Origin of the sequence: Endozoicomonas euniceicola, from assembly GCF_025562755.1 — a bacterium.
In the GTDB taxonomy this organism is placed as follows: Bacteria; Pseudomonadota; Gammaproteobacteria; order Pseudomonadales; family Endozoicomonadaceae; genus Endozoicomonas_A; species Endozoicomonas_A euniceicola.
On record NZ_CP103300.1, the window covers coordinates 5,491,564 to 5,511,389 of the forward strand.

Below are 19,826 nucleotides of genomic sequence, written 5' to 3' on the forward strand. Positions count from 1 at the left end.
CAAGGATGTCTTTTCATTCGTTCTACCCAGCAAGCAGGGATGCTATGAGCTTTGATAACCTGATTAAATCTGTGGCCCGGCGCAACCAGATGGGGGAGCTGGAGTTCAGGGATAACCGCTACTACATTTCCATTGACGATCGTATTGAACTTGCTTGCTTTCAGGCAAATGGCAAGTTCTATCTTCATGGTGTTATTGCCAAATTACCTTCCAGACCTGATGAGCAGGAAGAACTTCTCAAGAAGCTTTTGCAGAAGCACCTGGGTTTGATCCAGACGCAAAGAATCAGCTTGTGCATTGAGCCGGATTCGGATGAACTCTCCCTGTCTACAACCCGAACGGCATTAGGGCTTAATGAAGATATTATTGAAGAAGCCCTGGCTGAGTTCGCGAATAACTTTGAATATATTCTGACACTGATTAATGAAGATGCGCTGACCATGCCTTCTGCGCCCGTTATGATCATGCCCTGACGGGAGGCTTCATGAGCGTTTTGCATAATGGTTTGTTTGGTTGTCTTGTTACCCACAGGCCCGGAAAACAACTGGGTTATAACGGGCTTCAGAGTGCTAATAATTCTTTTCTGAAAGCGATTGTCCGCCACAGTCAGTTTACTGAGTTGCACCTGTTTCTGATTCCGGCAGAGATTGATGGATTTCAAGCTGAATGGCAGCCACATTTTGATGCCTATGGTTCAGATAAGGTCATCAGGCTGATCAGTGTTCACCAGCTTCCGGACTGTTTTTCCCGATATCATTATTCGATTTTTCATTGTGGTGATCCGTATATTTCTGACCTGGTGGCCTTGCGCGACCATCATGCTTCAAAGTGTTTCCCTGTGGTGGGTAGAGCCCATACCATGAGTGATGACTCGGGGCTCTCCAGAATTCGGGACCTGGTGATGTCACCAGTGAAAAGTTGCGATGCCATTCTATGCAGTTCGGCTTCTCAGAGGCAGGTGGTCAAACGTTTGCTCTCGACAGCTTCTGCCTCTATCAGTGATTGTCTGGGGATTGCGCTTCCTTATCGTGGGCGGCTTGAGCAGCAGGTGCTGGGGCTGGAAGTGGATTCCGAATGTCAGGAAGATAAAGACGCTGCAAGAAAGTCGTTGAATTTGCCCGAAGATAAGAAAGTATTGTTCTGCCTTGGGCGTTTATCGCCGTTCGATAAAATGGATATTCATCCATTGCTCCTTGCTTTGAATGAGTTGGTTGAAGCGTGGCGGATTGATGACTTTCTGCTGGTTATCGCCGGTTCAGGAGATGCTGGTGACCCTTATGTGCAGTCGTTGCTTAAGCGAGCCTGTGAACTAAACCTTGAAGACCATATTCGCTTTGAATTGTCGCTTGATGAACGCAAAAAGTTCCAGCTTTATAAGGCTGCGGATGTTTTTGTGTCGCTCGCTGATAATGTGCAGGAGAGCTTCGGAATAACGCCTCTGGAAGCCATGCGTGATGAGGTGCCTGTGGTTTTGTCTGACTGGAACGGCTACCGGGAGCTGGTAGATAACGAGGTGAGCGGTTATCTGATTCCTACGATGGGTGTGAACAATGAGTCTCTTAATCGTTCTTTAAGTCTTCTGCATGTGCCGCAGGCCCGGTTGATCGAAGCCCAGAGCGTTTCTGTTGATATCGAGGCGCTGGTCAATGTTCTTGCAGGTCTGTTGACGGATGATGATTTACGACAACAGGTGGGTAAAACTGGAAGGCAGCATTTTGTTGAACAATTTTCCTGGCCAGAGCTAGTCAATGCTTATCAGCAGATGGCGTTGGAATTGGGAAAAGAGGCGGCATCAGTCCCCTATCGTCAGGGGCGGCCAGCCGGTCTGTCATTTCATAATGTGTTTGGCCACTACCCCTCTGAGCAGCTGGAGTTGTCCCGGAATCTTGTAACAACGGATCGTGGGTTGAGGGTTTTGATTCAGTCAGAGCACGGTTTTCATTTCTCCGAGCTTAAGGGGTGGCTGGATCAGGATGTTATCTATCAGTTGCTGGAACAATGTATTCAGCCCAGAGCGGTTGCCTCGCTGGAGACATTGCATGAGGGGCAGCCAGTTCAGTTTACCCTTGCATGGATGCTGAAATACCAGCTGTTAACGTTGTCGGAAGCTCGGTCTTCAGGTTCTTCTTTTGTCAAAATGATTCGCTCTGATAGTGCGAATGATGATTTCAAGCTGACTTTTCCTGAGCAGAGACGTGCTCATCTTTTACAACCCTTTCTGGCTGCCGGTATGGCTGTTTTGTCGCAGGCTGTTGCACCATTTAAGGAGCATAAGTCGTTACTGCTACAGGCTCTGGGGACTGAGCTGGCCAATATTCTGGATGGTGCATTGCTGCAGGCCGTTGGGTGGTTTGCCCGGGGGCAGAAAATGACGGCCTATAGTGAGGTGCTTGAAGCTTTGGAGCAGGCGGGTGGTGTGGAGTTTCTGATCCGATCCTACCCTTATTGGTATCGTTCTCGCCGGTCGCTGGTTTTCAGGTATTTACGCAGCGTCCGTTGCCTGTTGCGTAGGCTGCAGCAGGATATGGAGAGTATTCAATCGACCTACGCTAAGGCCTGGGGCGATCAGGCAGGTGGACTGGTTGGGGTTGATTTCTTTTCGCACCATCAGGAGTACACAGTTTTTCTGCTGACCTTTGATAATGGTCAGAGGCTCATTTACAAGGCAAGAGATATGCGGGTGGATCATGCACTGACTGATCCGGACGGGAAGGTGGTTAAGCAGATTAATCACTGGTTGTCACAGGTTCAGATAGGTACGCACCGGCTTCTGTGTCGACAGGAGACTGTAGGTGGCAGGCTGGTTCACTATGGTTATGCAGAATTCCTTGATGATGATGAGTTGGGTTTGACTCTGTCGGCGGATGAGGCCAGAGATTATTATCGTCATACCGGAGGGTTGCTGGCTTATGTGTTACTGCTGGGGCTAGCGGATTTGCATCAGCAAAACCTGATCAGTCGCAATGGGATGATTTATTTGATTGACCCGAAAACAGCCTTTCACCGAGGGTGCTATCAAAAGTTGTTGAATGAGCTGAAGCAGCCAGAAATGGCTTTTTTAAGAGGGTTTGATGGCAGTAGCTTAGAGGAGACCGGGCTGAATCATCTGTGGCAGGACTTTCATATAGCCAGGCTCGCCTCTTGTTCTGTGAAGTTGGTAAATGGTGAATTACTTGAGGCTGAGCCGCAGCAATTCAAGCCTGTGCTGAAACATTTGCTGACTATAGAGGGGCAGAATAGCCTTGATTGTAATCCAATGACCCGGTTTGCTGAGGATGTATTGGCCGGGTTTACTGAGGTTATAACGGCCGTAGCAGAGCATAGTGATGAATGTAAGACGTTGTTATCCGGGCTCGGGGATTATCAGATTCGCTATCAGCCATTTATGAATCTTAATGAAGCCAGGAAGTTGTTGTGTGACGTTCAAACAGCTTCTGCTCTGCAATCACTGGGTAATAAGCGTATTGAGGCTTTTGTGCATCGGCTGACCAGAAGAATGACGTTGACCGGAGAGGTGAGTCAGAGATGGGTTGAGCCGGAATGGCAGGAAGCGGTGACGCTTCTGGATGACTCTCTGGCTAAAAGCATTCTGAAACTGGATCTTCCCATCTATACCAGTCAGGTGGGAGAGCGAAGTCTTTCTGTGCGACATTACGATGGATTTACGGATTCTGTTGCTGAGGGATACTTTAATACCGATGTTATGGATAGCGTCAGGGAGTTATTGGATGGTCTGAAAGATGAGGCAGTCAGGCATCGTTTTGTTGAGGCCTATGTGGGTATGCTGACTGTCTGGTTTACACAACAGTTGGTGCCAGGTGGGAATATGCCTGAAGAGGTCAGGCAGGCTGTCAGAAAGTCACTGGCTGAGCAGTAGGTCTCAGCTCTGTCGAATGTGAGCCAGAAGTTCTTTGGCCATGATTTTGGCGCTGTCGTCTCCCTGAGTAGACACTTCGGATAGAAAGTCTTCGCTTTCCTTATTTCGTCCTTCAAACATCAGTGCCAGGCCAATAAACGCTTTGGTGATCGGGTTGTCTTTATCCAGAGGCAGGGCTTTTTTGTGCAGAATGTCCAGTGCATGTTTGTGCAGTTTTTTATTCATGTACTGCAAGGCGTAACCAATGTGAGGAACCGGGCTGTCAGGACGGGCTTGTTCCAGTCCGTAAAAAATAGCAAAGGCCTGTTTGGACATGTTGTTGGAGGTGGCCATAAAGCCGATGTCTGCCAATGTTTTAATCAGTGAATCGTCAGCCATGACTTAAGCTCTCCCTGTGGCTACAGTTTCTGGATAATACTCTGGATGGTGTCTTTGATGGACTTGATAATGCTGGACCGCAGACCTTCAATAATCATGTATTTGTTAAAGTCGACCTGAAAAGCGACCATGTCTTTGGTGCTGTTCGGGTCCATGGTGGAGATTTTGTTTTTCAGCTCTATATCCAGCTCATTCGCTTTTTGGCCGAATGTAGACTGAATCTGGTCAAAATTAAAGTTATTACCAGTAGCACCGCCTGTTGCTCCACCTGTTCCGCCTTGAGCCATGGTTTATGCTCCCTTTGAACTGTTAGTCAGAGGACTGTTTATGATGTTTTTCCCAAGTGTGGTCTACCACGTCGGCAGCCGCCAGTAATGCCAGCATCATGTCTTTGTTTTTTTCAAATTCGTCGGGAGAGTTACCCTGATCCAAAAGGGTTTTAAGGCGCATCGCTTCATCCATCAGCTGTTTCAGCAGCTGTTCACGATATTCACCGCTTTTATCATTGAGCAGGAGATCTTCAGTTCCGGAAAGGTGGATAGTCTCACTATTTTTTTTGTCCGCCACGGTTCCCTCCAAGACGGTATTTGACCCGATCTGTTCCTTTTACTAATAAAAGATAGTCGAGGTTAATATCTTCAATTATATACCCGTTCGCCAGTTTTGCTCCGATCAGGTATTTTCCCCCGTCTTCCATAATCACATACGGAACCCTTCCCATACTGATTCCCCGGATTCTCAGGGAGGGTAATAATCCCGGTTTCTTCTCTTTGTTGTCGTTCGCAGAGCGAGTGGCGACTTTTAGGACAGGGTTATCCCGATACCTTTTTCTGAAACGAGAGACAACATCATTCAGGTTATATACCTGTTCATCGTCCAAAAGGTGACCTTCTAGAGTGATAAGGTTGGTTTTTTGCACCAGATGAATGCGGGAGCTGAGATTTTTTTCCCGGAGCATGGACTTGAGGGTGTTTAGTCGGCTCGACTGATTTTCAACCTGATCAACAATGGATACAAGACCATGGATTTCCTGTTTGAGCATATCGATCAAATTCGTCAATTCTTCGGCGCTGGCGACATAGCCGGTCATAACCAGTGAGCCGGGCGTATTATCCAGTTCCAGACGTATATCGCTATAACCCCGATTTTGCAGCAGGGCGTCAGCACTGGCGCGCAGCTCGTTCATAATAACCAGTTGCGAGGTGAAGGGGATGTTCTGTTCGCTCAGGTTACGCTGCAGGTTTTGTTTGTCTTTCAGGGTGTTGGTGTAGCCTGTTAGCAGAACGCTTTTGTCAGGCAGTGTCTTGACCCGAACATGCTTTTGATTAAGTTCGTCTCTGATGGTTTTAGCCTGTAGAGCATGGTCGATGGGTTGCTTTTCGGGGGGGAGGGCTTCTGGTGTTTCTTCGCTTAGCAGGAAGATGGCCAGCAGTATGATGATCAATATAAGACTAAGAGGCAGACCGATTAAAATTTTCTTGATGATCGCAGGGGGAGGAGGTGGCTTGTTGCTCTCATCGTCATTGTCTTCATCGTTGGTCAGGAAATCTGCTTCATATCCTAATTCCAGATCATCTTCGTCATCATCATCATCGTTGTCTTCTTCGTCCAGGTCAACGTCGGGAAGTCCGTCATCACTGTCTTCTGTTTCGGCGATAGAGTCATTATCGGTTTCTTCTGGCTCTGTCTCGGGCTCAGGTCGTTGCAGTTCGGGCAGGGTGATCGCCGGCCAGTCTGCATCGGCTGGTCCAAGAGTAAAAAAGAGGTTGCTGGCGGTGATAACATCAAAGGCTGCCATGGTGAATGGTTTTTCAACAGGCTGGCCGTTGTGATAAAGCGGTCCTTCCTCGTGTCTGGGAAAAATATTGAGCTGCCCTTCAGGGGTGATCTGGATAATCAGTTCATTATCACGAAGAGAAGCATCGCTTAGAACCAGATCACAGCTTTCATCTTTACCCAGTGAATGCTGACCCGGCTCCAGGGGGATTTCAGCGCCTATGTGATTGCCGGACAGGATCTTCAGATAGTATTCACCCACGGGGATACCTCGCCGGGGTTATAAAACAGGCGAAAAGGAAAAGATCAATGGCTGAGTTCGGTGATTTGCAGTCCCTGTCGTTTAATCTGATCATCATGATCCAGAGCCGTGATAGTACTAAATATTAGATTAAGTGAATACGCAGGGCTTTACCACCCTGAAGTCAAAGAGCTGTGAGAGTGATATTTTGTGAATTAGTGTTGATGTTTTCTGGAATATTTTGTCGGTTACTTTTAATATTACCGCGGTAGTTTCCTGCTGCACAGTAGCCTGCGGCACTGGGATTTTAACCATTCATAACGATAAGAACAGTACAATGGGGGCAGTAATCAATGGAAACCAGTTTCTGGAATGACAAGCGACCTAAAGGGGTTAATAACTCCGTCGACCCTGACAGTTATCCAAATGTGCTGGCGCTGATAAACAGTATGCTTGCTAAAAATACAAGTCGCCCGGCGTTTACCGGCATAGGGCATACTCTGAGCTTTGCTGATGTTGATCAATACAGTCAGCATTTTGCAGCTTACCTGCAAAGCTGTCCTGCCCTGAAGCCCGGGGACCGGATTGCTATTCAGATGCCTAACCTGCTGCAGTATTGTATTGCGGTTTATGGGGCATTCAGGGCGGGGCTGGTGGTAGTGAATACCAATCCTCTTTATACCGCCAGGGAGATGCTGCATCAGTTCAAAGACTCTGATGTAAAAGCATTGGTGTATCTGGAAAACTTTGCCCACCTGGTTGAAGAAGTGGTTTCAGAAACCAGCATTGAGGTATTGGTTGTCACTCAACTGGCGGACATGTTGCCTGCGCCAAAAAGACAGCTGATTAACTTTGCTGCCAAATACGTGAAAAAAATGGTTCCGCCTCACGGATTGAAGCCTACTATCACTTTTCGTGGAGCGTTAAAGAAAGGTAGCGATTTGCCTTATCAGCCACCTGAAGCGGCTGACCTGAGTGATCCGGCGGTGTTGCAATATACCGGTGGTACAACCGGGGTGGCAAAAGGGGCCGTGCTTACCCATCGAAACCTTATTGCCAATATGCTGCAGGCCAAGGAGGTGTTGTCACAGAAAATGGCGTCTGAACAGCAGGGGCTGGAAGTAGGCAAAGAGATTATTGTTGCCCCTCTGCCGCTTTATCATATTTATGCTTTTACTGTGCACCTGTTGTGTATGCCGTACCTTGGCAATCGAAATATTCTTATTGCTAACCCCAGAGATACTGCGACCTTTATTAAATTTATCAGACCCTGGCGGTTTACAGGGTTTGTTGGTCTTAACACGCTGTTTGTCAGCTTGATGAATCATCCTGACTTTAGTGAGTGTGATTTTTCGGGGCTGAAGTTTACGCTGTCCGGTGGTACAGCACTTCAGGAAGACACGGGGCTGCGCTGGCATAAGGTGACCGGTTGTCGTGTTTCAGAGGCCTACGGGCTCACTGAATGTACCCCGGCAGTATGCATTAATCCTATTGGCGAGTTATCCCAACTGGGAACGGCCGGTTTACCCGTTCCTGATACTGCCCTGAAAATACTGGACGACAATGGTAATGAGCTGCCCGTCAATGAAGTCGGAGAGTTGTGCGTCAAGGGGCCGCAGGTGATGAAAGGCTATTGGAAAAATGAAGCTGCCACCAGGGAGGTACTTGATGAGGATGGCTGGCTGAAAACAGGAGACGTGGCTGTTATTCAGGAAGATGGTTTTGTACGCATTGTTGACCGCATTAAAGATATGATTCTGGTGTCCGGGTTTAACGTATACCCTAACGAAGTTGAAGATGTTGTCAGTAGTTTCGACAAGGTTGATAACTGTGCAGCCATAGGGGTACCCGACGAAAAAACCGGAGAAGCGGTAAAGTTGTTTGTTATTTCCAAGGATAAAGAGCTGGATAAAGACGAAGTGGTTGAATATTGTCGCCAACACCTTGCTGCCTATAAAGTGCCGAAGCAGGTTGAGTTTCGTGAGGAACTTCCCATGACGCCGGTCGGGAAAATATTGAGGAAAGAGCTGCGCAGCGAGGAGCTAAAAGCCTAAAAGGTGGCCTCCTGAAAAAACGCCACTCAACATTACTGTTGGTGGCGTAAATTGCGAAGGGGAGATGAAGCTTAGAATATATCGCTTTTCGCTGTTGGTTGTTATCAATCTGTTGTTGCGCTGTCATTTGTATAGCTATGCATGGTTGGCTGGTTTTTTGTCAGAAAAATAACGGCTGAAGCATTCCGGGTCATCCTTCAGGGCTTCGCTGGCTTCCTGGCTGGTAGCGGGAGTGATGCTGGTTGAATGAATTTTCATCAAACGAATGCTGGCGTCAAACCAGAACCAGTCCCCACTTTCTGTCAGGCACAGGGCACGAACATTGAAATTAATAGAAGGAATGCAAGGTACATCAGGAAAGCTGAACAGTCTTTTTTTGACGACTGTTGATTCGTGACAGGAGTAGGTCACGTTGTTGTATCGTCGTTCGAACCGGTCAAACGCTTCGGCAAGCATGGTGTCAGCCATATGATCCTGCTTCAGGCTGAGATAATAAAGAGCAAAAGCACTGATTGCGATTAAGATAACGCTTTCCATTGATGGTATACCTCCCTGGGTTATTATTGTGCTAGCGTCCGTACTGGCTTTTTCTAAACCCTTATTTTCAATATAAGCATAAGTAGGGGAAGTAACATAGAGCAACGTTATCATTCTCACCTGCATGGGGCTGGCGTAAAGTTACTGAATATTGCTTTGTTATTCCCTCTGTCCGATGAAAACGCCAAAGTACATTGTGTCATCTTTGACATAACCCAGAGTATCTAAAAGCCTTAATGGGAAAAGCTTGGGATGACCTGAGCCTATGTTCATGTTCCGCACTGGCCGCCCAAATGCACCATTGTCTTTATCAGGAATAAAGGAACTTATGATATGCTCCCCGCCTTCTTGATTAAAGACTGCCAGGTTTATTCTTAGCTGGAATGGCCAGCTCAGCTCGCTATCATGCATCCCTTTCATCAAGACAACGAACATGGATATAAACTGCCCTTTTCCGTAACCATCTCCATTTAAGAAAATACGTACACACAGTTTATAGCCCTGTGGAGTCCAGAATGGGTCGGTGTATATAGCTTTTCTTTTTTCACTTATTGCCTCCTGTCGTCGTGTCTGAAAGTTCGAAATAGGGAAAATAAAAGTACCACTGACTTGCCGTGAATAAAAATAGATATTCGCTTCAGCTTGCAACCGTTTTTGTTCATCCTCAAGAACAGTCACTCTTGCTCGTAATTGGGCAATCTCACTATCGTCTGCCCTTGGTAAAGCATGGTTTCTAACCATCTCCTGGTCTTCGGTTACCTGTATTTGCAGCGCAGTAACCTGATCTTGTAATTCATTAAATTGCTGCTCGGTAACGCCCCCGGTGGTTTGAGGCCTGTTCGTCTGGGCCTGCAGGCGATCTTCAAAGACGTTATTCCTCTGTTCAGTGCCTTCAAGCCTGGTTTTAAAATCATTAATGCTTCTGAGATTAATGTTGATTAACTGCCTGTTCATTGCAGAATTACTTTCTGCGTTGACCGCTGTCTGTGCAATTTGAGCAGTTTCCTGATTGATAGTGCTGGTTTGTGTTTCAAGGGTTTTTATTCTCTCCCCATAGTCGATGGTTTCTTGCAGCCTCCTGTTCACAATCGCCATTTCACGTCTTAATTCACGGTCAAGCTTTTTTATCTCACGGTTGAAATCCTCCCTTGTTGCCGACAGTTCTTTTATTCGTTGCGATCGAAGTAATTGAAGCTCATTTAGCCTGTGCTGAATGTCTGTATAAAGCTCATTTATTCCTGTTGATGAGATTGTTGTTAATGACGAGTCTGTTAATGAAGACATTTCTGATACAGTTTTATCGCCTGAGCCTCCGTACATTACGGAGTCTTCCAACGCTATCAATAATTTTTTTTCATCGTCGTCATCTTCTTGTGAAGAAAAAAATATCGGATCACCTGAAAATTTCTCTTTACCAAAACCGTCTTCCGGAGGTTCATTACCATCACTGCCTCCAGTAGCGCCTGCTGCCCATCCTAAGGAGTTTTGGGTACTTCGACCTTGAGAAACTTCGTATTGAGTGCTTTTTCCTTCGGCTATTGGCTCCGGGTCAGTCTGGGTTCCCGCTTCCTTACCGCCAGCAGCACTTTTTACTACCCATCGCTGAGCGTAGAGTCTGTCTGAACTTCGGTCTGACGAGGGTTCAGACTGACAGGCGACAACGCTAAGCTTGCTGGTACTATCAACTTCAGGGGCGATATCAACATTTTCATACAGTGCTTCATCGCTATTCAGAGAGAGTTTGTCAATACTTATGGTGACTAATCCAAGAAGCAGAAGCTGCAACAGGCCCTGATAGTGACTCAGCCACGCATAAGAGGATTGCCCCATCACCTGATGATGAAGCTGATACAGCGGTATTTCCACATCAATCGATGCGTTCAAAGAGCCTGAGCCCAGGAGCAGGCCATTGAAAATAATCAGGAAAAAACAATACGGTAATAATTTTCTCCATAAAAAGTGAGTTTGTAGTACTGTGACAAACTGCTGTTTTAGCAACATAACCCTACCTCTATTGAATTGTCCTCTAATTTATCGCCCAGTAAGCGATCATTTGTTTCGCAATAGGCCGGTGAGTGTCTTTGCCATACAGAGCATCAATAAGAGCAAAACTGAAGTCCATAGCATTGCCGGGTCCCTGGGCTGTAATGACCTTGTTTTTCTGGTCAATAACAACTGGATCGGTTGGGCGGGGGAGCGCACCTTCAAGCTGGTCAAGAAAGCTGGGATAGCAGGTGGCTTTGACATTATCCAGCAATGAGTGGTGCGCCAGTACAACCGCGGGTGCAGCACAGATAGCAGTGTACCAGCGGGAAGCCTGCTGCTGTTCGTGCAATAACTGAATCAGGGGCTCGCAGTCTCTCAGGTTCGCTGCGCCGGGCATGCCGCCTGGAAGCGTTATCATATGGAAAGTTTTGTCGTTGCAGTGATTGATGTGTATGTCTGCGGTCAGCTTTACTCCTCTCGAGGCTTCGATATCCAGACTGCCATCACTGGTACAGGCTGCAACCGTTACATTGGCTCCAGCCCGACGGAGGGTGTCTATGATCGTTACGGCTTCAATTTCTTCGCAGCCTTGTGCAATGGGGACGAGAATGGGTCTGGACATGAGTAACCTCTCGTAACGGAATAGACCGTAAATGACTGCCGGGAAAGCTGGCAGTACAAAGCCTAGTCGGGAATTGCAAGAACGCCAGAGGGTTATTTTTTTGATAGCGGCGTGAGGGGGCAAAGAGAGTGAGGACAGGCTGGCGACCTGTCACTCGGTTAAAGAGTTGTCCTGACCTGACAGGTTATACCCGATGGCATAACCTCGATGATAATCCGCCACCAGTCGATTGCGGTTGCGTGTACTGCGGGTCGAATTAAGCGGTGTTTCCGGACAAATTTCAGTGATAGAAATGCCTTGCTCCCGAAAGTCATCCAGCTGGTCGAGCGTTTCGTTATAGATAGCGTATTGCTGGCGAATCAGGCTGGACAGTGCGGGTTGTTTGCGAAACTGCCAGGCCAGAAGACGATTGCCGGAAGATATTGTTTTCCGATAGTTGCTTTCCCGGGTTCGGATAATGACCAGATCGTTGAAGCCGTCTTCAATGGCTTTGATAACCGGCAAAGGGTCGGAAAGGCTGCCATCCATCAATGTTCGCTCGTCAATATGAATTGGAGAGCGATAAATCATAGGCAGCGCACTGGACGCTTTCAGGATCTTGAAAAGATCGTCCTTGTCGGTATCCGGTGCTATTTCGTGGTAAACCGGATAGCCGGTGCGAGTACAGGTTGTTACCACGGTCATGGGGCTGCCTTCAAGCGTCTGATAGAAGCGACGGCTGTCAATGGTAAACTGCTTGCTGATTCTTTCAAAAAACCAGTCCAGATCGAACAGGTTGCCACCACGAATATGACGGGCAAGGCTGATAAAATTGGGTTCCAGGCAGGTGCCGGTATAAATGTCGAGGTTTCGTCCGCGCTGACCGGAAAGAAATGAAATCAGATTGAGGGCGCCTGCTGAAACGCCGTAGTAGCCAGAAAAAGGCTTGTGTCTTTTGTCGATAAAGGCATCAAGCACACCGGCTGCGAATACGCCACGCATACCGCCGCCTTCAATGATAAGAGCGGTTTTAGGCTGATTGGGGAGATCGGAGGATTGCATTGACCTGAAAAACAAAAAAACCGGACAAGCCGATTTGATCAAATGGTGGTAGCGGGGGCCGGATTCGAACCGACGACCTTCGGGTTATGAGCCCGACGAGCTACCAGACTGCTCCACCCCGCATCTAAATTTGAAGATTTCAATTGAAAATCAGATCTGACATTGATGTCTGAAATATCAATGAATTGGTAGCGGGGGCCAGATTCGAACTGACGACCTTCGGGTTATGAGCCCGACGAGCTACCAGGCTGCTCCACCCCGCATCCATTCTCTAAAAGAGAGTCTGTAGACTGATCACTAAACTGGTAGGCGTGATCGTCATTGTTACAACAGCAAAACGCTGCTATATAAAGTTGGTAGCGGGGGCCAGATTCGAACTGACGACCTTCGGGTTATGAGCCCGACGAGCTACCAGGCTGCTCCACCCCGCATCCATTCATGTAGACTGATCACTAAACTGGTAGGCGTGATCGTCATTGTTACAACAGCAAAACGCTGCTATATAAAGTTGGTAGCGGGGGCCAGATTCGAACTGACGACCTTCGGGTTATGAGCCCGACGAGCTACCAGGCTGCTCCACCCCGCATCCATTCATGTAGACTGATCAGTAAACTGGTAGACGTGATCGTCATTGTTACAACAGTAAAAACGCCGCTGTATAAAATTGGTAGCGGGGGCCAGATTCGAACTGACGACCTTCGGGTTATGAGCCCGACGAGCTACCAGGCTGCTCCACCCCGCATCCATTCATGTAGACTGATCACTAAACTGGTAGGCGTGATCGTCATTGTTACAACAGCAAAACGCTGCTATATAAAGTTGGTAGCGGGGGCCAGATTCGAACTGACGACCTTCGGGTTATGAGCCCGACGAGCTACCAGGCTGCTCCACCCCGCATCCATTCATGTAGACTGATCACTAAACTGGTAGACGTGATCGTCATTGTTACAACAGCAAAACGCCGCTGTATAAAATTGGTAGCGGGGGCCAGATTCGAACTGACGACCTTCGGGTTATGAGCCCGACGAGCTACCAGGCTGCTCCACCCCGCATCAACGAGGTGCGAATCTTATGGACGATCATGCTTAAAGTCAATAACAAGTTTCTTTTTTATTGAAAAATATAGGATTTTTGTTGTGATCAGGTCGTTAGCAGACTGGCACACAAAGGTGGCTAAATCAGGATGTTATACGACGAGGGGATGGTAAGTAATCAGTCATAGGCGTTGCCCGGTACAATTCTCCACCGGGCAACGAGTTTGTTTAACTGGCCAGCGCTCGGTCGCGGATCAGGTGGTCGACAACCGTTGGGTCGGCCAGGGTGGATGTGTCTCCCAGGTTGTCGTAATCGCCAGAGGCAATTTTGCGCAGAATCCGGCGCATGATCTTTCCTGAACGGGTTTTGGGCAGGCCGGGTGCCCACTGGATAATATCGGGTGTGGCGATAGGACCAATCTCTTTACGAACCCACTGTCGTAAATTAGATTTCAGCTCGTCTGAATATTCGGTGCCAGAGTTCAAAGTAACATAGACATAGATACCTTCGCCCTTGATGTTATGAGGGAAGCCAACCACAGCCGCCTCTGCAACGCTTTTATGGGCGACCATGGCGGACTCAATTTCTGCCGTCCCCATGCGATGACCTGAAACGTTCAGTACATCGTCAACCCGCCCTGTTATCCAGTAATAGCCATCTTTGTCCCTGCGCGCTCCATCACCCGTGGTATACATGCCTTTGAAATGAGTGAAATAGGTTTGGATAAAGCGGTCATGGTCGCCGAAAACCGTTCTTGCCTGGCCGGGCCAGCTATCGAGGATAACCAGGTTGCCTTCGCCTTCCCCTTCAATTAACAGGCCAGCGTTATCCACCAGGGCTGGCTGTACTCCGAAGAAAGGGCGGGTCGCGGAGCCGGGCTTCAGGTCTGTTGCGCCGGGCAGGGGTGTCAGCATGGCAGCACCGGTTTCGGTTTGCCACCAGGTATCAACAATGGCGCAGCGCTCTTCACCTACTGTCTTGTAATACCAGTGCCAGGCTTCAGGGTTAATGGGCTCACCCACTGTACCTAATAGTCTCAGGCTCTGGCGGCTTGTACCTGCAACCGCTTTGTCGCCTTCCGCCATCAATGCCCGGATGGCGGTTGGGGCAATGTAGAGGATGTTAACATTATGCTTATCGATGATTTTGCTGATCCGGTTTACCTCGGGGTAGTTGGGTAACCCTTCGTGCATAACGAGGGTGGCGCCATTAAGCAGGGGACCGTAAGTCACGTAAGAATGCCCCGTTACCCAGCCGACATCAGCGTTACACCAGAAAACCTCCCCCTGTTTATAGTCAAAGACGTACTCGTGGGTCATGGAAGCATAAACGAGATAGCCGCCGGTTGTATGCAGAACGCCTTTAGGTTTACCCGTGGAGCCGGAGGTATAAAGAATAAACAGAGGGTCTTCAGCATTCATTTCCCTGGGCTGGCAGTAAGGAGACGCGATGGCGGTCATATCGGTCCAGGAAACATCCCGGTGGTCATGCCAGGCGATGTCGGCTTGTGTATGGCGATAAACAATGACTTTTTCGACGGACTTGATACTGGGGTGAGTCAGGGCTTCATCAACGTTTTCTTTGAGAGGGATTTTTTTGCCGCCGCGGACACCTTCATCGGCAGTAATCACCACTTTGGCACTGGAGTCGATAATTCGTCCAGCCAGAGCTTCTGGTGAAAAACCTCCAAACACTACTGAGTGAACAGCACCGATTCGGCTACAGGCCTGCATGGCGACAATGGCTTCAACGATCATGGGCATATAGATGGCTACCACGTCACCCTGGCGAACGCCCTGACTTTTCAGGGCGTTAGCAAAACGGCAAACCTGTTCGTGCAGCTCTTTGTAGGTAACTTTGCGTGCCTCGCCTTCTTCATCAGGCTCCCAGATAATGGCTACCTGATCACCTCTGGTTTCCAGGTGGCGATCCAGGCAGTTGTAGGAGGCATTGGTGGTGCCGTCGTAAAACCAGTTGATGTCAACAAAATGATCGTCAAATGAGACTTTTTTTACCTTAGTAAATGGGTTGAACCAGTCGATCCGTTGGCCGTGTTCACGCCAGAAACCTTCAGGGTTTATAATCGACTGCTGATACATCGCCAGGTAGCGCTCGTTGTCAACCAGTGAGCGAACCTTGAGTTCTGGAGAGACAGGGTAAACAGTGCCGTGGGACGTGCCGGTACTCATACAGTGTATCCTGATGTTATTTTTGTTGTTATTTTTACAGCGCTCGGGATGTCAGTGACTAATCTTACGCACAGCGTCGCCTCAGAACATTAGACCTTCGTCTTATTCAATGCTTCAGTTGACTTTTAGCTTTTAGCTTTTAGCTTTTAGCTTTTAGCTTTTAGCTTTTAGCTTTTAGCTTTTAGCTGTTGGCTTTTAGCTGTTGGTTGCACGAACAGCCAATAGCCAAAAGCCAAAAGCCAAAAGCCAAAAGCCAATAGCCAATAGCCAAAAGCCAAAAGCCAATAGCCAATAGCCAATAGCCAATAGCCAATAGCCGATAGCCGATAGCCAGAAACTAAAAGCCCTGTATATTTCTGATTGCTACTACCCTCAAAGAGTAAAAAAGGCGGTGGGTAAAACCTGCCGCCAATAGCACCTACTTGCTAATAACCAAAATTACACAGGACGTTAGTTTGTGAACCGGGTTCACGCTGCGTAATTCGGTTACGAGACAGAAAATTAGCAGTCAAAGGCCATATCACCATGAGACTTTAGTCGAAGACCGGTGTATAACTGCCTATAAAAAAACAGAACTGAAAAATTACTGATTATGACGGGTTGGTTACTGGCACTGATTGCTATGTTGTATGTGGCAGGCTTATTTGGAGTTGCCTGGTACGGAGATCGCATTGACCTCAGAAAAAAAACACAATTGCGATCTTACATATATGGCTTGTCACTGGCAGTTTATTGTTCTTCGTGGTCTTTTTTTGGCACGGTAGGGCAGGCCAGTACTGATCCATGGTCGTTTGTGCCGGTCTTTCTGGGACCTCTGCTGATGTTCACACTGTTCTGGAAAGTGTTGAACAAGCTTATTCTGGTCAGTAAAAAAGCCAATATTACCTCTATTGCTGATTTTATTGCTTCCCGTCACGGCAAGTCCCGGGGGCTTGCTGCACTGGTAACTTTTATTCTGGTGCTGGGGTCTCTGCCTTATATTGCCTTGCAGCTGAAAGCCATTGTCATGGGGTTTGATCTGTTATCTTTTCGAGGAGAAGGCGGTGTTAACCTTCAGGATCTGGTGTTGGTGGTCACGGTATTGCTGGCCGTGTTTGTTATTATCTTTGGAACCCGGCGGATAGATACCACCGAGCACCAGCAGGGTGTTATGACGGCAATTGCGTTCGAGTCTGTCCTGAAACTGGTGGCTTTTCTGGTTGTGGGAGGCTGGGTTTGCTGGACGGTATTCGGGGCAGGAGAAGCGACATTTTCACTGCCGGATACCCGCAACTGGGTACAACCGGCTGGCAACTGGTTTGATGTTCTGATTTTTCCTACTTTTATCATGATGGCTTCCGTGGTCTGCCTGCCCAGAGAGTTCCACGCCATTGTGGTAGAGAATTCAAATATTAAAGATTTTCATCGGTCCCGCTGGCTGTTTCCGCTCTATCTGGTATTGGTCAGTGCCCTGGTATTACCGCTCACTTACGCCGGAAAGCAGGTATTTGGGAATTCGGTACCCGCCGACAGCTACGTGATTCTTCTGCCTCAGGCGCTTGGTTCAGAAGCTATGGCGGTTCTGGTTTATATGGGGGGCGTATCGGCAGCCATCAGCATGGTGATTGTCGCCACTCTTGCATTGTCCACCATGGTTTCCAATGAAATATTAATGCCTGTTATTTTGCGCAGTTCCCGCAATGGAGAGCGCAATTTTTATCGTTTCAGCGGTTTGCTGCTGAATGTTCGCCGCACAGTGATCATCGCGCTGTTGCTGCTGACGTATTTGCTTTACCGGCTAATGGAATCCAGCACTGGCATACCAGGGCTGGCGGGACTGGGTCAGCTGTCACTGGGAGCGGTTATCCAGCTGTTGCCTGCGGTTCTGGGTGGTTTGTATATTCGTGACAGTAATCATAAGGCTGTGTATCTGGGGCTGCTGGCCGGTGCTTCGGTATGGCTCTTTACACTGGTCGTACCATTGTTTGTCCAGGGTGGCTGGCTGCCTGCTTCAATCATGCAGGATGGTTTGTTTGGCGTGCCCGGGTTAAAGCCGCAGTCGCTGTTTGGTTTTGAGGCGACATCCCGTCCTTTCAGTGGCACATTGATCGCTTTTGTCGTTAATAGTTTGCTGTACATTGCCGGTTGTTTCTGCCTCCGACCTTCCGGTGTGGAGCTGCGTCAGGCGCATCAGTTTATGAATGTGTCAGAGGGTGATTCGGAATCTTATCGTCATGTCAGAATCACCAAAGATGAGTTACAGGCACTTCTGGTGCGTTTCGTGGATGCCGGTAAGGTTGAAGCGCTGATGGGAGAAACGCTCGACGGTGTGTCCGGAACCACTCTGGTGGACAGGGAGGCACTGCTGGCCTCGGAACGTCTGCTGGCCGGCGTTATGGGGGCCACCTCTGCCAAGGTAGTGATGAAAGCGTCGTTAGCCGGAGGTCAGATGCGGCTTGAGGATGTTGAGGCGATTGTTGATGAAGCTTCGGAAGTGCTGCAATTTAACCGTGAGCTGTTACAGGGTGCTATCGAAAATCTGGAACAGGGAGTCAGTGTTGTCGATAAAAATCTGCAACTGGTGGCATGGAACCGCCGTTATGTGGAATTGTTTGAGTACCCGGAAACCTTAATTACTGTGGGTCGCCCGGTTGAGGAGATTATTGACCACAATGCCCGGCGTGGGCTTTGTGGTCCCGGCTCGGCAGAAGAACACGTGCTGAAGCGTGTCGGCTTTATGCAGAAAGGCTGTGCTCATAAATCCGAACGCAGGCATCCCAATGGCAGAGTGATTGAAATTCGTGGCAACCCAATGCCGGGTGGTGGCTTTGTTATGAGTTTCACGGATATCACAGAATTCAGGCAGGTTGAGCAAGCCCTTAAAGATATGAATGAAAGTCTTGAGCAGCGGGTTCGTGAACGTACGCAGGAGTTGTCTGAACTGAACCGGGCGCTGGAGTTGGCCAAGTCTCAGGCCGAAGCGGCAAACCGCTCCCGGACACGCTTTTTTGCGGCGGTCAGTCATGACCTGATGCAACCAATGAATGCGGCACGTCTGTTTGCCGCGTCACTGGAATCTTCACGGCTGCCGGAGGATGCCCATGCTCTGGCCAGTCATTTGAACAGCTCTCTGGAATCGGCTGAGCGGCTGATAAAAGATATTCTGGATATGTCGAGGCTGGAGGCCGGGAAGTTGCGGGCCAGTATTCGAGAGTTCTGTCTGTCAGAGGTTCTGGAGCCATTGAAGTCTGAGTTTGATTTACTGGCTCAGCAGGAAGGGCTGGACTTCAGGCTGGTGTCAACGGTCGCCTGGGTACGCAGCGATCCAAACCTTTTGCGCAGATTGTTGCAGAATTTTCTCACCAATGCCTTTCGTTACAGTGGCTCTGATGGTAGCTATGATGGCAGTTCCGGCAGGGTCATGCTGGTTGTGCGGCGTGCCAGCAACCAGCAGCTGCGAATAGAAGTTCGGGATAACGGTTCAGGCATCCCTGAAGATAAGCAGGAGTTGATTTTCAGTGAGTTCGAGCGGTTGCGTCAGGATGGTAAAGGGCTGGGGCTTGGCCTTTCCATCGCTAAAGGTATAGCCGATGTGCTGGGGCACCCGTTGCAGTTACGTTCTTTGCCCGGTAAAGGAACGGTGTTTTCGGTGTATCTGAATACAGTCGAGCGCAGAGTTGTGCAGCAGCATCGGGTCGCCATGCCCGCCAGTTCCCTGAGCCACCTGAAGGTTCTCTGTGTTGATAATGAAAAAGATATTCTTATGGGAATGTCCAGTCTGTTGCAGCGGTGGGGTTGTAAGGTTGAATGTGCTGATGGACGTGATCAGGCCGTCCACATCATTGAACGACAGGTTTCTGATGTGTTGCTGATGGATTACCAGCTGGAGGAGCATTGTAACGGCATAGAATTGATTCAGAAGCTTCGGGAAATTGGCGGGCATAATATTCCGGCGGTACTGATCACAGCGAATACCCGTCAAAACCTGCGTGAACAATGCCTGGAACAGGGGATCCGTTTTCTTGCTAAGCCGGTTAAACCAGCAGCCCTCAGGGCATTGTTGACATCTGTCGTTCAGTCTTCCAGAACCTGATTGTTTCATTGCAGTGCA

The 19,826-nt window shown here is 48.6% G+C and carries 13 protein-coding genes and 7 tRNA genes; 4 read left to right on the plus strand and 16 right to left on the minus strand.

Translation table 11 applies throughout. From position 1 onward, the window contains the following. Positions 1–5 precede the first annotated feature (5 nt). Together NX720_RS22305 and NX720_RS22310 are read left to right on the plus strand one after the other, a co-directional pair. A complete protein-coding gene (locus NX720_RS22305) occupies positions 6–473 on the plus strand; it encodes a CesT family type III secretion system chaperone (RefSeq protein WP_262597619.1) in 468 nt (155 codons plus the stop codon). An 11-nt stretch (positions 474–484) separates the two neighbouring features. Continuing rightward, entirely contained in the window at positions 485–3,877 is a 3,393-nt protein-coding gene (locus NX720_RS22310) for a DUF4135 domain-containing protein (protein WP_262597621.1), read from the plus strand. Positions 3,878–3,880: 3 nt separating this feature from the next. Here the strand turns inward: NX720_RS22310 and NX720_RS22315 are convergent, their stop codons facing one another. From NX720_RS22315 to sctD, 4 genes are read right to left on the minus strand one after another with little or no spacing between them, the layout of a single operon-like run. Further along, positions 3,881–4,255, minus strand: coding sequence for a hypothetical protein (locus NX720_RS22315; RefSeq protein ID WP_262597623.1), 375 nt, complete (start codon positions 4,253–4,255; stop codon positions 3,881–3,883). A gap of 20 nt (positions 4,256–4,275) precedes the next feature. Further along, positions 4,276–4,542 carry an EscF/YscF/HrpA family type III secretion system needle major subunit gene (locus tag NX720_RS22320; RefSeq protein WP_262597625.1) on the minus strand — a complete coding sequence of 89 codons (267 nt, stop codon included), beginning with the start codon at positions 4,540–4,542 and terminating at the stop codon, positions 4,276–4,278. Positions 4,543–4,564: 22 nt separating this feature from the next. Continuing rightward, the gene (locus NX720_RS22325; protein WP_262597627.1) at positions 4,565–4,822 is read right to left on the minus strand and encodes an EscE/YscE/SsaE family type III secretion system needle protein co-chaperone; all 258 of its coding nucleotides are present in this window, start codon (positions 4,820–4,822) and stop codon (positions 4,565–4,567) included. Continuing rightward, the gene (gene sctD / locus NX720_RS22330) at positions 4,803–6,293 is read right to left on the minus strand and encodes a type III secretion system inner membrane ring subunit SctD (protein WP_262597628.1); all 1,491 of its coding nucleotides are present in this window, start codon (positions 6,291–6,293) and stop codon (positions 4,803–4,805) included. Before sctD ends, NX720_RS22325 begins: the two co-directional genes overlap by 20 nt. A gap of 332 nt (positions 6,294–6,625) precedes the next feature. Between sctD and NX720_RS22335 the strand changes: the two genes are divergently transcribed. After that, the gene (locus NX720_RS22335) at positions 6,626–8,326 is read left to right on the plus strand and encodes an AMP-binding protein (protein ID WP_262597629.1); all 1,701 of its coding nucleotides are present in this window, start codon (positions 6,626–6,628) and stop codon (positions 8,324–8,326) included. Between the two features lie 135 nt (positions 8,327–8,461). Here NX720_RS22335 and NX720_RS22340 read toward each other — a convergent pair whose 3' ends face one another. The 12 genes from NX720_RS22340 to acs form a co-directional block, all read right to left on the minus strand. Further along, positions 8,462–8,863: a hypothetical protein gene (locus NX720_RS22340; protein ID WP_262597631.1), complete on the minus strand. Its 402-nt coding sequence runs from the start codon at positions 8,861–8,863 to the stop codon at positions 8,462–8,464. Positions 8,864–9,022: 159 nt separating this feature from the next. Next, positions 9,023–10,747, minus strand: a complete 1,725-nt coding sequence (locus NX720_RS22345; RefSeq protein WP_262597633.1) for a hypothetical protein — start codon at positions 10,745–10,747, stop codon at positions 9,023–9,025. Between the two features lie 142 nt (positions 10,748–10,889). Next, positions 10,890–11,471 carry a DJ-1 family glyoxalase III gene (locus NX720_RS22350; protein ID WP_262597635.1) on the minus strand — a complete coding sequence of 194 codons (582 nt, stop codon included), beginning with the start codon at positions 11,469–11,471 and terminating at the stop codon, positions 10,890–10,892. A 150-nt stretch (positions 11,472–11,621) separates the two neighbouring features. Then, on the minus strand, positions 11,622–12,512 hold the full coding sequence (locus tag NX720_RS22355) for a patatin-like phospholipase family protein (protein ID WP_262597637.1): 891 nt from the start codon (positions 12,510–12,512) through the stop codon (positions 11,622–11,624). Positions 12,513–12,558: 46 nt separating this feature from the next. After that, a tRNA-Met gene (locus NX720_RS22360) sits at positions 12,559–12,635 on the minus strand. A 63-nt stretch (positions 12,636–12,698) separates the two neighbouring features. Next, a tRNA-Met gene (locus tag NX720_RS22365) sits at positions 12,699–12,775 on the minus strand. 91 nt (positions 12,776–12,866) lie between these two features. Further along, positions 12,867–12,943: transfer RNA gene (locus tag NX720_RS22370), tRNA-Met, on the minus strand. Positions 12,944–13,021: 78 nt separating this feature from the next. Beyond that, a tRNA-Met gene (locus NX720_RS22375) sits at positions 13,022–13,098 on the minus strand. Positions 13,099–13,177: 79 nt separating this feature from the next. Next, positions 13,178–13,254: transfer RNA gene (locus NX720_RS22380), tRNA-Met, on the minus strand. A 78-nt stretch (positions 13,255–13,332) separates the two neighbouring features. Then, a tRNA-Met gene (locus NX720_RS22385) sits at positions 13,333–13,409 on the minus strand. A gap of 78 nt (positions 13,410–13,487) precedes the next feature. Continuing rightward, positions 13,488–13,564, minus strand: a tRNA-Met gene (locus NX720_RS22390). 210 nt (positions 13,565–13,774) lie between these two features. Beyond that, on the minus strand, positions 13,775–15,736 hold the full coding sequence (gene acs / locus NX720_RS22395) for an acetate--CoA ligase (RefSeq protein ID WP_262597639.1): 1,962 nt from the start codon (positions 15,734–15,736) through the stop codon (positions 13,775–13,777). 592 nt (positions 15,737–16,328) lie between these two features. Here acs and NX720_RS22400 point away from each other — a divergent pair. Beyond that, the gene (locus NX720_RS22400) at positions 16,329–19,808 is read left to right on the plus strand and encodes a PAS domain-containing hybrid sensor histidine kinase/response regulator (protein ID WP_262597641.1); all 3,480 of its coding nucleotides are present in this window, start codon (positions 16,329–16,331) and stop codon (positions 19,806–19,808) included. Positions 19,809–19,826: the final 18 nt, after the last annotated feature.